11 protein-coding genes and 1 pseudogene are annotated in these 13639 nt (G+C 70.0%); 5 read left to right on the top strand and 7 right to left on the bottom strand.

The features are described from left to right. Positions 1-68: 68 nt before the first annotated feature. Complete coding sequence (locus tag M2317_RS11360; protein ID WP_264157765.1) at positions 69-284, top strand: DUF7455 domain-containing protein; 216 nt, start codon at positions 69-71, stop codon at positions 282-284. Between the two features lie 24 nt (positions 285-308). Here the strand turns inward: M2317_RS11360 and M2317_RS11355 are convergent, their stop codons facing one another. The 6 genes and pseudogenes from M2317_RS11355 to M2317_RS11330 form a co-directional block, all read right to left on the bottom strand. After that, entirely contained in the window at positions 309-1346 is a 1038-nt protein-coding gene (locus tag M2317_RS11355; RefSeq protein WP_429460238.1) for an alanine racemase, read from the bottom strand. Further along, entirely contained in the window at positions 1343-2047 is a 705-nt protein-coding gene (locus M2317_RS11350) for an alanine racemase (protein ID WP_429460236.1), read from the bottom strand. The genes M2317_RS11355 and M2317_RS11350 overlap by 4 nt, the downstream gene beginning before the upstream one ends. A gap of 13 nt (positions 2048-2060) precedes the next feature. Further along, the gene (locus tag M2317_RS11345) at positions 2061-2816 is read right to left on the bottom strand and encodes a type 1 glutamine amidotransferase (RefSeq protein ID WP_429460234.1); all 756 of its coding nucleotides are present in this window, start codon (positions 2814-2816) and stop codon (positions 2061-2063) included. Beyond that, positions 2813-4126, bottom strand: a complete 1314-nt coding sequence (locus tag M2317_RS11340; protein ID WP_429460233.1) for a MurT ligase domain-containing protein — start codon at positions 4124-4126, stop codon at positions 2813-2815. Before M2317_RS11340 ends, M2317_RS11345 begins: the two co-directional genes overlap by 4 nt. Next, positions 4126-5391: pseudogene (locus M2317_RS11335) on the bottom strand (RNA polymerase sigma factor); the annotation flags it as partial. The gene M2317_RS11340 and the pseudogene M2317_RS11335, both read right to left, overlap by 1 nt. Positions 5392-5525: 134 nt before the next feature. Beyond that, a complete protein-coding gene (locus M2317_RS11330; RefSeq protein ID WP_429460231.1) occupies positions 5526-6470 on the bottom strand; it encodes a proteasome assembly chaperone family protein in 945 nt (314 codons plus the stop codon). A gap of 107 nt (positions 6471-6577) precedes the next feature. On the opposite strand from M2317_RS11330, the gene M2317_RS11325 reads away from it, so the two are divergent. From M2317_RS11325 to sucB, 3 genes are all read left to right on the top strand, one after another. Then, positions 6578-8065, top strand: coding sequence for a leucyl aminopeptidase (locus M2317_RS11325; RefSeq protein WP_429460229.1), 1488 nt, complete (start codon positions 6578-6580; stop codon positions 8063-8065). After that, entirely contained in the window at positions 8062-9435 is a 1374-nt protein-coding gene (gene lpdA / locus M2317_RS11320) for a dihydrolipoyl dehydrogenase (protein ID WP_429460228.1), read from the top strand. The genes M2317_RS11325 and lpdA overlap by 4 nt, the downstream gene beginning before the upstream one ends. 64 nt (positions 9436-9499) lie before the next feature. Next, positions 9500-11257, top strand: a complete 1758-nt coding sequence (gene sucB, locus M2317_RS11315; protein WP_429460226.1) for a 2-oxoglutarate dehydrogenase, E2 component, dihydrolipoamide succinyltransferase — start codon at positions 9500-9502, stop codon at positions 11255-11257. Between the two features lie 3 nt (positions 11258-11260). Here the strand turns inward: sucB and M2317_RS11310 are convergent, their stop codons facing one another. Next, positions 11261-12619, bottom strand: coding sequence for a hypothetical protein (locus tag M2317_RS11310; RefSeq protein ID WP_429460224.1), 1359 nt, complete (start codon positions 12617-12619; stop codon positions 11261-11263). A 159-nt stretch (positions 12620-12778) separates the two neighbouring features. On the opposite strand from M2317_RS11310, the gene M2317_RS11305 reads away from it, so the two are divergent. Continuing rightward, positions 12779-13489 (top strand): DUF4191 family protein, encoded by a 711-nt coding sequence (locus M2317_RS11305; protein ID WP_406250163.1) that lies wholly within the window; start codon positions 12779-12781, stop codon positions 13487-13489. Positions 13490-13639 lie beyond the last annotated feature (150 nt).

Here is a 13639-nt window from a genome sequence, read left to right as displayed (position 1 = left end):
CGCACAGCCGGAGCGTGGTTGTATTGAGCACGCTCCCCAGCGAACCCGACTACCGAGGAGGCACCGAGATGAATGCAACGACTGAACGTGAGACCTCCACGGTGGAGTACCGCCTGACCGCCATGGATCGCTGTGATTCGTGCGGTGCGCAGGCCTACATCGCCGCTGAGGTCAACGGCTCGGAACTGCTGTTCTGCGCCCACCACGGTCGCAAGTACGAAGAGAAGCTGCGCAGCATCGCGACCAGCTGGCACGACGAGACCGCCCGCCTCATCGAGGCCTGACGGTTCCCCGGCGCCGAGCCCGGTTCACACCACGACTCGGCGCACCAGCGGCGACAGCCGTGTGAGGATCTCTTCCCCGACCGTGTCGATGCGCTCGGCGAGATCGGTTGCGCTCGGCTCGCCCTGATCCCCCGGCCCGAAGACGCGGACGCGGTCGCCGATCGCCGCACCCGGCCACCCGTCGACCACGATCGAATCCAGGCCGATCTCCCGCACTGCCACAGGGCCGGCCGCCGTACCGACCCGGACTCCGACCAGCGTCGACGGATAGCCGTCGAGGGCACCGAGTCCGACGCGCACCCCATCCGGCCCGACATCCACGACGGAAGCCGTCAGGGTCCCGATCGGACGGATGCCGTCGAGCGCCGGCCCATCGGCGGAGCGGATCCCGTAGCAGAACGCTCCGATGCGCGAGAGCGGCTCGCGCAGCTCCGGACGCCACCAGGACGCCGCCGATGCCGTCAGGTGCAGCACCTCGGGTGCGGCGCCTGACGCTTCGACCTCGGCGACCGCCGCGCGGAAAATCGCGTGCGCCTCGTCGTCCTCGGCGTCGCTGGCCTCGGCGATGTGGCTCCAGACGCCCACCAGATGCAGCGTGTGCTCGCGCTCGCCCGCGCGAGTGCGAGCCACGGCATCCGGCCAGTCCTCAGGGCGCACGCCGTTGCGGTGCAGGCCGGTGTCGATCTTCAGATGCACGCGCGCGGTGCGCGACATGCGCCCGGCGACGGCGCGGATCCGCTCGAGGTACTCGACGGTGCCGACACCGAGGTCGATGTCCGCGGCCAGCGCATCCGCGATCTCGGCGTCCTCGGACGTCGCCCAGGCGAAGATGCGCCCGCTCGATCCGAGGGCGTCCCGCAGCCGCAGCGCGGTGGGCACGTCGTATGCCCCGAACCACTGCACCCCGGCATCCGCCGCGGCCCGAGCCGACCAGTCCAGACCGTGGGCGTACGCGTCGTCCTTCATCACCAGCATGAGCGCGGAAGGAGCGATCCGCGACTGCACGGCCGCGACGTTGGCCAGGAACGCGCCTCGGGAGATCTCCAGAACCGGTCGCATCATGCCTTCCATACCCGCAGTGCGTGCAGCCCTGCGACCGTGACGAGTTCCGGAGTGCCGAGCCCGGTCGCGGTCCGCCAGTTCGCGAGCTCGCCGGAGACGACTCCGCGGCCGCCGAAGAAGACGACCTCCGCACCCGGCCGCACACGGACATCGCCGAGATCGACGACGCAGACGTCCATCGCGACACGCCCGACGATCGGCCGACGGAAGCCCTCGACCTCGACCTCCGCCCTGTTGCCCAGTGCGCGGACGACGCCCTGAGCGTAGCCGCCCGTCACCAGCGCGACCGTCGTGTCGTCGGCCGCTCGGAACGTGTAGCCGTATGACACCGCCTCACCTGCGCGCAACGGCTTCGTGGACATGACCCGTCCGCTCAACCGCATGACGGGATCCGTGTGCAGCGTCCCGCGGTCATCCGGGAGACCGTACAGCAGGAACGGGTCGATGTCAGCGGCGCCCGTCGTCACCGGAGAGATGCCGATTCCGCGCAGCTGCCGCGCGGCGTCCTCGTCGTCGACGAGGGCCCTTGATGCACCGCCGGCCGCGGCCGCCGCGGCCACCTCCGACAGGCCGTGCCCCCAGGCATCCCGGCGCAGATCGACGATCGATCCGCCAGCGGCGACCGCAGCGCGGACGCCGGCTGCAAGGGCACCGCGGGACAGGACGGCGCGCGGCAGCGCGCTGCTCGCAACGGATGTCACCGGGGCGCCTCCCTCACACCTTGATGGTCTTGAAACCCTTGTCACGGGTGGGGCGCATCAGGATCCTCGTGCGAGCTGCCTCGGCGTACTCGTCGAGGTCGCTGCGGATGGCCGGCGCCGGCGCGAAGCCGCGCCGCTCGCCGACCGCATCGATCAGCACGTCGGTCAGCGCCGGGTTCAACGGCAGCACGGGTCCCTGGATGTTGCTCGCGAACGCGTTGCCGCGGCGGACGAACTCGCCGCGCCGCTCACCACGGGCGAAACTGCCGTGGCCTTCGCGCACGAAGCCGTATGCGGCATCCGCATCCGTCAGGGTCCACTCCGACGCGTGGTCCTCGAAACCGACCACGTCGCTTTCGGGGGTCTCTACGATGATGTAGCCGACGCGGCGGTCGCGGACCCTGGCGACGCGATACGGCAGGATGCCGATACCGGACAGATTCTCGCCGTCGGCAGCTTCGACGCCCTCTCCGAGCAGTTCGGCCGATCCTCCGACGGACAGCAGTGCACCGCCGTCCGCGACGAAGGCCTCGAGCGCATCGGCGCGTGCGGTCAGGTCGTCGTGCACTCCGCGCAGAGCGGAGAGCGGGCCGTTGCCGATCACGAGGACGTCGAGGTCGTCGGGAAGCGCTGCGCCGGGGCCGACCTGCACGCTGACCGTCTCGATCCCCCGAGCGGCGAACCGTCGTTCGACGGCACGGACGTTGCCACGGTCTCCGGTGACGCCGAGTTCGGCCGGATAGAGCTGGGCGATCGTGACCCGGGTCATCGGCGCGTCTCCTGCTCTCCGAGGCCGAGAATGCGGCGGCCGATCATCATCAGTTCGTAGTTGACGAACCAGACCTGACGGCCGGACGCAGTCTCGGGGAACGAACGCATGATGTCCACGGCCTTCTCCATATCCGGCTCGACCGTTCCGATCTCCACGCCCGCGTACGCCAGGGCGAGGGCGAGCTGGTGCGCCTTCTCCCCCGTCACGACGTCGACCCGCGGCAGCGGGGCGAAGTCCACGTCGTACAGCCAGGAGACATCCGGCGTGCCGTCGTCGATCGCGATCAGCGCGCGCTCGGGCGCGCCTTCGAGCGCATCGAGATTCATCTGCAGGCTGGGGGCGTTCTTGAACATCACGAACTCGACCTGCTCGCCTGCCGGGGTCCCGCGCAGCGGGATGACTTCGCCGCGACCATAGGCCGGAGCCATGCTCGCGAAGCCCGCTGCTGCGCGGCCGGCGTCGAACGCGCCGCCCAGGACGCGCGCCGCGACCGTCAGTGCGGCGGCGGCGTCGGCCGCGTAGTGCAGGCCGCGCGCGGGAAGAGTGATCGGGACGTCTTGGCCTCCGAGCGCCACCACGATCTCGCGACCGGATACCTCGCGCACCTCGGCGAAGGCCTCGCGTGCGATCGTTCCGACCGTCCCGCTGCGCGTGTCAGCCGCGTTGGAGAGTCCGTGCGCGGATACGGCGACGATGTCCTCCGAGATTCCGAAGAACGACACCGGCGCCGTCATGGCGTCGACGTCGATCTTGGAGAGATACGGGTCATCGCGGTTGACCACGACATGGCCGGAGGCCCTCGTCGAGGCGTCGAGCATCATGTCGGCCACGCGCTCGGTCTCGAAGAACCGGAACAGCTGATCGACCTGCACGTTCAACGACAGGATGACCGCCGGCGACAGCCGATCGGCGAGCTCGGCGGCATACCCCTCATCGACCTCGAGCACGGCCACGTCGGCGCGCACGCGCCCGGTCAGCGTCGCATCCGCGAGCAGGGCGCTGGTCACGCCCTGCGGCAGGTTCGCACCGGTGGGGTTGGTGAACACCGTCAGCCCGTGGGCGCGCAGCACCTCGCTCACCATATGCGTGGTCGTCGTCTTGCCGTTGGAGCCGAGGACGAAGATCACACCGTGCGGGAACTGGCCGGCGAGAGTCGGCAGCAGCGTGGGCGAGAGCCTGTTCGTGAGGTACCCGGGAAACGCGGACCCGCCGCCGCGCAGGCGCGTCGCGAAGCGGGCGAGCTTTCCCGCCAGTACGGGGAAGACGTACCGGATGCCTGCGGAGCGCGCCTGAGGAGCGGCCCCCATCATTCGAGGTAGTCCCGCAACGACTGCGAGCGGCTGGGGTGCCGCAGTTTCGCCATCGTCTTGGACTCGATCTGACGGATCCGCTCACGCGTGACACCGAACGTGTCGCCGATCTGATCGAGGGTCTTCGGCTGACCGTCGCCGAGGCCGAAGCGCATCCGGATCACACCGGCTTCCCGCTCCGAAAGCGAATCGAGCAGCTGCTCGAGCTGACGCTGCAGCATCGTGAAGCCCACCGCGTCGGCCGGAACGACCGCCTCGGTGTCCTCGATCAGGTCGCCGAACTCGCTGTCGCCGTCCTCGCCGAGAGGAGTGTGCAGCGAGATGGGCTCGCGGCCGTACTTCTGCACCTCGATGACCTTCTCGGGGGTCATGTCGAGCTCCTTGGAGAGCTCCTCCGGGGTGGGCTCGCGTCCCAGGTCCTGCAGCATCTGGCGCTGCACGCGGGCGAGCTTGTTGATGACCTCGACCATATGCACGGGGATGCGGATGGTGCGCGCCTGATCAGCCATGGCGCGCGTGATCGCCTGACGGATCCACCAGGTCGCGTACGTCGAGAACTTGAAGCCCTTGGTGTAGTCGAACTTCTCGACCGCACGGATGAGACCGAGGTTGCCCTCCTGGATGAGGTCCAGGAACTGCATGCCGCGACCGGTGTAGCGCTTGGCGAGCGAGACCACGAGGCGCAGGTTGGCACCGAGCAGGTGGCTCTTCGCCCGCTGGCCGTCACGGGCGACCCACTGCAGGTCGAGTCCGAGCTGGCTGGTCTTCTCGGCAGCCGTCATGGTCGACAGCTTCTCCTCGGCGAACAGACCGGCCTCGATGCGCATCGCGAGCTCGACCTCTTCGGCCGCGTTCAGCAGCGCGACCTTTCCGATCTGCTTCAGGTAGTCCTTGACCGGATCGGCCGTCGCACCGGTGATCTGAGTGGAGTAGACCGGCACATCCTCGTCGTCGTTCGACGAGATGACGATCGCGCCCGTGGGCAGCGGCTCGGTGAAGGCCGGCTTCTTGCCGTCCTCCTCGTCGTCGGAGTCGGATGCGGCAGCGGACTCGTCGACCTCGGAGTCGTCTTCCTCGACGGCGTCCTCGTCAGCCTTCTTGCGCCTCTTCACGGGGGCCTTGGCCTCCGCCTTCTTCGCAGGCGCCTTCTTCGCCGGCGCCTTTGCAGCCGTCGTCGCTTCTTCGGGCTCGACGGCCTCAGCGTCGGAAGCGGCCTTCTTCGTCCGGGATGTCTTGGTCGTGGCAGCAGTCACGTTTCGCCTCTCACGAGCGGGCGCGACCCGCTCGGAACTTTTCGGACACTAGTAAGACCCTTGTCAAGTCCGCAGCCTGGGGCTGTGTCTTGACAACGGGTCGGACTACCAGTATCGCACATGTGCGAGGGTGTGGCGCGCTCTCAGCCCAGACCGTGTCGATCGTCCTCGCCCGGCGGGCGTGAAGCGAGGTACCGCTCCAGTTCTGCGGCGAGCTCGTCGGCGCTGGGAAGATCGCGTTCACTGAACCCTCCGGCGTCCGTCCGATCAGTGTCGGTCGGGTCGTAGCCCGCCATGTAGGCGTCGTACCGGTGCTCAAGCGTCGTGAGCATCTGGCTGAGCTCATCGCTGGCGACCACCTGATCGTCGACCTTCTTCACGAACGCCTCGCGGTCGGCGTGCACCGCGTCCATCGTCAGAACCAGCCCCGTCGCACTCATCAGCCGATCGGCTGCGGCGATCACGGCATCCGGGTTCTCGGTCTCCGCCAAGTAGTGCGGGACGAGCAGCACGAACCCGGCCACGCGATCCCCGCGCTCCACGAAGCGGAACTCCAGCAGATGGCCGGCGGTCGCCGGCACCTGCGTACGCGGGCGCCAGATCGACTGCGCGGCGATCAACTCGGCGCGATTGCCGCTGACCGTCGTTCCGATGGGGCGGGTGTGCGGCACCGGCATCGCGATCGCGTGCACCCAGCTGACGCTGGAGACCTCGAACTCGGTGGCGAGTTCGAGCACCGCGGCGGTGAACGCGTTCCACGCGAAGTCCGGCTCATAGCCCGCGAGGAGCAGGAACGGCTGGCCGAGCGCATCGTGCGCGAGCGAGAGCTCCAGTCGCGAAGGACGGAACTGCGTGAGGTGGTCCTGTTCGAAGACGATGATCGGCCGACGGGCCCGATAGTCCAGCAGCACGTCGTTGTCGAACACCACGAGCGGTTGCGGGTCCGTCGTCTCACGCAGGTGGTCGATGAGTCCGGACACGGCGCTGCCGGCATCCGTGAAACCGGTCAGGAGCATGACGAGGGGCAGACCGGTCGGAACGGCCGGAGCGTTCGCCACGCGTTCGAAGAGGTCACCGGAGAGGGGCATACGTCAATGCTACGAGCCGGGTCGCAGTGGCGGGCCGGTGTCGCTGTGAGCGAACACGGCCGCCGCGACCCCGGACCAGGGGCGTGCGGCATCCCTAGGATGGAACCATGACGCATCCCGTGCTCTCGCACACCACCGACGCATTTCCCGGGAGCACTGCAGACGCCGCAGTGCTCGTCATCTCCGAACCCACTCCCGACGCCCTCGCCGCCTATCCTGGCCTTGCCGAAGCGCTCGACGGAGTCGGTTTCGCAGGCTCGGCGAACGCCTTCGCCCGCGTGCATCTGCCGGAGATCTCCTCCGTGCCGCTCGCGGTCGTGAGCGCCGGCGCAGCCCCGACGGCGTCGTCCGTCCGGGATGCCGCCGGCACCGCGGCCCGTGTGCTCACGGGCTTCGCGACCGTGGCGCTCGGCCTCGTCGACGGCCTGTCGGACTTCGCGGCGGCCGCGGCGGAGGGAGCCGTCTTCGGCGGGTACCGCTTCGACGGCTACCGCTCCGACCCGGGCAAGCGCCGCGCCGAGGCGATCGTCGTGCACGCCGACGCGATGCCGGATGCGGACATCGCCCGCGCTCAGGCGCTGGGCGACGCTCTGGCACTGGTCAAGGATCTCGTCGCGGTGCCCGCGCAGTGGCAGAGCCCTGATGACCTAGCCCGCAGCGCCGTGGAGAGCGTCGCCGGCACGGACATCACCGTCGAGGTGCTCGACGAGAAGGCTCTCGAGGAGCAGGGCTTCGGCGGCATCCTCGGGGTCGGGCAGGGTTCCGACCGTCCGCCGCGTCTGGTGCGCCTGGACTACTCCCCCGCTGATGCCGGCCGCCACATCGCCCTCGTCGGCAAGGGCATCACCTTCGACACCGGCGGGCTCTCGCTGAAGCCGGCCGCGAGCATGGTCGGCATGAAGTTCGACATGGCGGGTTCGGCAACCGTCCTCGCCGCGATCCGCGCGATCGCGGCCCTGGGCATCCCGGTTCGCGTCACCGCATGGATGTGCATCGCCGACAACATGCCCTCTGGCCGCGCGACCCGCCCCGGCGACGTGATCCGGATCCTGGACGGCACCACGGTCGAGGTCCTCAACACGGATGCCGAAGGGCGGCTCGTCCTGGCGGACGGTCTCGTCGCGGCGAGCCGTGAGAATCCGGACGTGATCATCGACGTCGCAACGCTGACCGGCGCCATCCTCGTCGCGTTGGGACACCGCCACACCGGCGTGATGGGATCGGACGACGCGGTCGCCGACTACCTGGATGCCGCGGGCAGCGTGGACGAGCTCGCTTGGGCGCTGCCGCTGCCGACCTACATGGAGGAGTCGCTGCAGTCCCCGATCGCCGATCTGGTCAACGCGAACATGGGCGACCGCGCGGGCGGTTCGCTGTTCGCCGGGCTGTTCCTGCAGCGCTTCATCGGCCGCATCGGCGAGGGCGACGACGCCGCCCGCATCCCCTGGGTGCATCTGGACATCGCCGGATCCAGCGAGCACAACAGCGCGCCGTACGGATTCGTGGACAAGGGGCCGACCGCCGCGACGGTGCGTTCGCTCGTCGCCTACGCCGAGGCGGCCGCCGCCACCGAGAAGCAGGGGGGCGACGCATGAACGCGCACACCTTCGACGTCGTCGTCCTCGGCGGTGGCAGCGGCGGATACGCCGCGGCCCTGCGCGCAGCGGAGCTCGGCAAGAGCGTCGCCCTGATCGAGAAGGACAAGGTCGGTGGAACGTGCCTGCACCGCGGGTGCATCCCGACCAAGGCGCTGCTGCACGCGGCCGAGGTGGCCGATCACGTGCGCGATGCGGCATCCGTCGGCGTCACCGCGACGCTGCAGGGTGTGGATGCCGCGGGCGTTCGCGCGTACCGTGAGGGCATCGTCGCCAAGAAGTTCAAGGGGCTCGAAGGCCTCGTGAAGGCCCGCGGCATCACCGTGGTCGCCGGGGAAGGCCGTCTCAACGCCGATCGCACGGTCGCCGTCGGGGACGACGTCTACACCGGTGGCGACGTGGTGCTGGCCACCGGTTCGTACAGCCGCAGCCTGCCGGGTCTCGAGCTCGGTGGGCGCATCCTCTCCAGCGAGCAGGCGCTCGCACTCGAGGTCGTCCCCGAGCGGGTGCTGATCCTCGGTGGCGGCGTCATCGGAGTCGAGTTCGCCAGCGTGTGGCGCTCGTTCGGCGCCGAAGTGACGATCATCGAGGGCCTCGAGCATCTCGTTCCCAACGAGGACATCGCGCTCAGCAAGGGGCTGGAGCGCGCCTTCCGGCGCCGCGGCATCCAGTACTCGCTCGGCACCCGGTTCCAGTCGGCCGAGCAGGATGCCGACGGCGTCACCGTGACATTGGACGACGGCCGGACCTTCAGCGGCGACTACCTGCTCGTCGCGGTCGGACGCGGTCCGGTCACGGACGGACTCGGGTTCGCAGAGGCCGGCGTCACGCTCGATCGTGGTTTCGTCATCGTCGATGAGCAGCTCCGCACCGGTGTCCCGGGTCTGTGGGCCGTCGGTGACATCGTTCCAGGGCTGCAGCTGGCGCACCGCGGCTTCCTGCAGGGCATCGCCGTCGCCGAGCGCATCGCAGGGCTCTCCCCCGCCCCAGTGCCGGAGACGCAGATCCCCAAGATCACCTACTCGAACCCCGAGGTCGCATCGGTCGGGCTGACCGAAGCGGCCGCAGCGGCCGAACACGGTGCCGACAACATCCTCAGTTACGAGTACAACCTCGCCGGCAACGGCAAGAGCGAGATCATCGGAACCAGCGGTCTCGTCAAGGTCGTGCGCCGGAAGGACGGGCCCGTCCTCGGCGTCCACCTGCTCGGCGACCGGGTGGGCGAACTCATCACCGAGGGCCAGCTGGCCGTCGCGTGGGAGGCGCACCCCGAAGACATCGCCCCTCTCATCCACGCCCATCCGACGCAGAGCGAAGCGCTCGGCGAGGCCTTCCTCGCCCTCGCCGGAAAACCACTGCACGCCCTCTGAGCACGAACCGGCGCCCAGGTCACTAAGCTTGATGCGTCACATACTTCCTTAAGGAGACTCCGTCATGAGCACATCCGTGGTCCTCCCCGCTCTCGGAGAGAGCGTCACCGAGGGTACGGTCACCCGCTGGCTCAAGCAGGTAGGAGACACCGTCCAGGCCGACGAAGGCCTGCTCGAGATCTCGACCGACAAGGTCGACACCGAGATCCCCTCGCCGGTTTCCGGCGTGATCGAGGAGATCCTGGTCGCCGAGGACGAGACCGTCGAGGTCGGCGCGCTGCTCGCACGCATCGGCGATGGTTCCGGTGCCGCACCGGCATCGGATGCTCCGGCCGCCGCACCTGCTGAGCCCGAGGCCGCACCGGCCGAGGCCGCCCCCGCGCCCGCCGCGGGTGCGGCACCGGCCGCCGAGGCCCCTGCCGCACCCGCCGCCGAGGCACCCGCCGCGGCCGAGGCACCCGCCGCCGGAGGCGACGGAACCGATGTCGTCCTCCCCGAACTGGGCGAAAGCGTCACCGAGGGCACCGTCACCCGCTGGCTCAAGCAGGTCGGCGACGAGGTCGCGGTCGACGAGGCTCTGCTGGAGATCTCGACCGACAAGGTCGACACCGAGATCCCCTCGCCCGTCGCCGGTGTGCTGCAGGAGATCCTCGCAGCCGAGGACGAGACCGTCGCCGTCGGCGCCGTGCTCGCCCGCATCGGCTCCGGTGCGCCGGCGGCGGCTGCACCCGCACCAGCTGCTGCACCCGCACCCGCGGCTCCGGCTGCGGCACCCGCCGCTCCGGCTCCGGCTGCTCCCGCTGCCGCTGCTCCGGCACCCGCTGCTCCGGCACCGGCCGCTCCGGCACCCGCGGCTGCGGCTGCTCCGGCACCCGCCGCAACCCCGGCACCCGCTGCCGCACCCGCCGGTGAGTCGGACAGCCTGTACGTCACTCCGTTGGTGCGCCGTCTGGCCGCTCAGCAGGGCGTCGATCTCAGCACCGTCAAGGGCAGCGGCGTCGGCGGACGCATCCGCAAGGAGGATGTCCTCAGCGCCGCCGAATCGGCCAAGGCCGCGGCACCCGCTGCTGCTCCGGCTCCCGCTGCCGCACCGCTCGAGGTGTCGCCCCTGCGAGGCACGACGCAGAAGATGTCGCGTCTGCGCAAGGTCGTCGCCGAGCGGGCCGTCGCGTCGATGCAGCAGACCGCGCAGCTGACGACGTTCGTCGAGGTCGATGTCACCGCGCTGTCCAAGTACCGCGACAGCGTCAAGGCGTCGTTCCAGCAGAAGACGGGCGACAAGCTCTCCTTCCTGCCGTTCTTCACGCTGGCCGCCGCCGAGGCGCTCCAGGCATTCCCGATCATCAACGCGACGGTGGACGGCGACAGCATCGTGTACCCGGCGTCGGAGAACATCTCGATCGCCGTGGACACCGAGCGCGGACTGCTCACGCCGGTCGTCCGGGACGCCGCGACGAAGAACCTCGCACAGCTCGCGCACGAGATCGCGGATCTCGCGGCGCGCACGCGCGACAACAAGCTGAAGCCCGATGAGCTCGCCGGCGGCACCTTCACGGTGACGAACACGGGTTCGCGCGGCGCGCTGTTCGACACGCCGCTGGTGTTCCTCCCGCAGTCGGCGATCCTCGGCACCGGCACGGTGTTCAAGCGCCCTGGCGTGGTCACGGTCGACGGCGTCGACGCGATCGCGGTCCGCTCGTACGTGTTCCTCGCGATCTCGTACGATCACCGCATCATCGACGGTGCGGATGCCGCGCGCTTCCTCGGTGCGATGAAGGCGCGCCTCGAGGCCGCCCGGTTCGAGGCGAACCTCGGCGCCTGAGCGTCACCCATCTCCTGGCTGGTCCGCGACGTCATAGACGTCGCGGACCAGCCATTTCTCGTCCTGGCGCACCAGTACGAGCATCTGCTCGTGCGCGGGATCCGATCCCAGCCTGATCACGGCGAGATCGCCGTAGTCGTCCACGAGCACCGGATCACCGGCGGCCTCCGATCGCAGCACCTGCGATGCACGTGCGCTCGAGCCCGCGGCGATGGCCCCGGCGCACTCCTCGTCCGCCGCAGAGACGCACGCGTCGAGCGCCGCCAGCACGACGGTGGTCGTCGCCGCCGGATCGTCCGCGCCGGACGGCGCATCTCCTGTGGTCTCCTCCGGTCCGGCCGTCGACGGCGCGACGGATGCATCCGGTGCCGGCGTCGCGGGCGGTGTCACGGTCGGCGTCGCGGCGCCCACGAGTGCCGACTCGGCGGCCTGCGACGAGGTCGGCTCTTCCCCCGGCCAGAGAGCGCCCGCGCAGAGCACGGCAGCGGCGGAGCCGCCCGCGATCAGCAGAATCCGTCGGCGCGGCGCGTGCCGCTTCGATCCGTCGGTGCGGGCACCGGCCGGTCGCGAGGGCAGGCGGTGCGGAATCCGCGCGGCCGTCCGTGCGAGTCGCTCGGCGATCAGCGAGGGCAGCGGCGACTGCCGAGATCGCACGCGTCGACGCGCAGGCGTGTCCTGAGTTCCTGCTCTGATCTGCGCGATCGACGCGTCGCGTGCCGACTGCGGCGCATGCTCGTCGACGCGAAGCGCACGAGGAGCGGCGAACTCCAGCAGCTCGCGCTCCCACCCGCGCACGCGCGCCGTCGTCGGCATACCGGCGGCAATGGACTCCTGGATGCCCAGCAGCATGCGACGCAGGGCGCGGTCCGCGCACGCGGACTGCGCCGAGGAAATGATGTCGACCACCGCGCTCCTCGCCGTCGCGCTGCCGCCGGGCACGCACAGCGGACGGCCCGCCTCGGTCAGCCACCACTGACCGGCGAGGTCGGGATCCGCCCGGTCGGCGATCTCGCGCAGTCCACGGAGCATGCTCAGCACGAGCGTGCCCAATTCGCCCGGCTCGAGCGGGGCTTCGGCCGCTGTTCGCCGGGCGAGGAACGTGGAGACTCGTGCGGTGCACCACGGCATGATCGCCCCATGGCCGCTCGCGAATCGCGCGATGTCCGTGGGCGCGGCGACGTGCGCAGCACCCGCGAAGCGCCAGTCGATGCCGAGATCCGCTCGATCGAGATCGCACCACACGCCGACTTCATCCCCGTCTGTGACGAGCGTGCCTGGCCACGGTCCTTCACCGGGTGCGAGCGATCTGATCGAGCGGTGCACGCCGGGCACCAGTGTGCCGTCCTCCTGATTCGTCCTCATGCGTCGAGCACACACCCGTCGGCGCCTCGGCGTGCGAGGACCGGCCAGGGAACATGCGAGCCTGGGGAGAATGCGCCGCGGCATCCGCGTTGTGCAGGAGGAGTGCGCCCGCCGCGAACGCGTCACTCGCGCCTGTGCCGACTCGGTAGTCTTGTAGGCATGGCAAAGCGTGATCCCGAACCCGAGAAGCGTCCTGGGTTCTTCTCCCAGCTCAAGTCCCTCTTCCGGTTCACGCGCGAGGTGTACTCGTGGCTCCCCTGGGCGCAGATCGCGATCCTCGTCGCCGGCATCCTGCTCGGCCTCGTCGTCGGCTACCTGATCCCGCCCTTCCAGGTGTGGACGCTGGTGCTCTGGGCCATCACGGGTCTCATGGTGGGTGTCCTCGGGGCCCTCATGCTCATGACGCGGATGTCCACCAAGGCCATGTACGCGAAGATCGACGGCATGCCCGGCGCATCCGGTCACGTGCTCAGCACGAGCCTCGGCCGCAACTGGCAGGCCTCGGACACTCCCGTCGGCATCAACCCGAAGACCCAGGAGGCCGTCTACCGCGCGGTCGGCCGCGGCGGCATCGTCGTCGTCGGCGAGGGCGCACGAGGGCGTCTGACGCGTCTGGTGAACGAGGAGCGCACCAAGGCGCAGCGCGTTGCGCACGGTGTTCCCGTGACCGTCCTCTACGTCGGTCACGGCGAGGACGAGGTCGCGATCGCCGATCTCTCCAAGACCATCAAGAAGCTTCCCAAGGCGATCGACAAGACGACGATGGCCGCGGTGATCCGCCGCATCGACTCGGTGTCTCAGTCGGTCACCTCGTTGCCGATCCCGAAGGGCGTCGACCCGATGAAGGCACGCGCGCAGCGCCCGCGCTGAGCCGCCTCGATCAACGAGAAGCGGGGGGGGGGGGGGGGGGGGGGGGGGGGGGGGGGGGGGGGGGGGCGGGGGGCGGGGGGGGGGGGGGGGGGGGGGGGGGGGCGGGCCCCCCCCCCCCCCCCCCCCCCCGCGACGGGTCGGCCGGCGGGG

The sequence above is a fragment of the Microbacterium sp. ZKA21 genome (genome assembly GCF_050434165.1).
Classification (GTDB): Bacteria; Actinomycetota; Actinomycetes; order Actinomycetales; family Microbacteriaceae; genus Microbacterium.
This window is presented reverse-complemented; position numbering and strand designations above follow the sequence as displayed.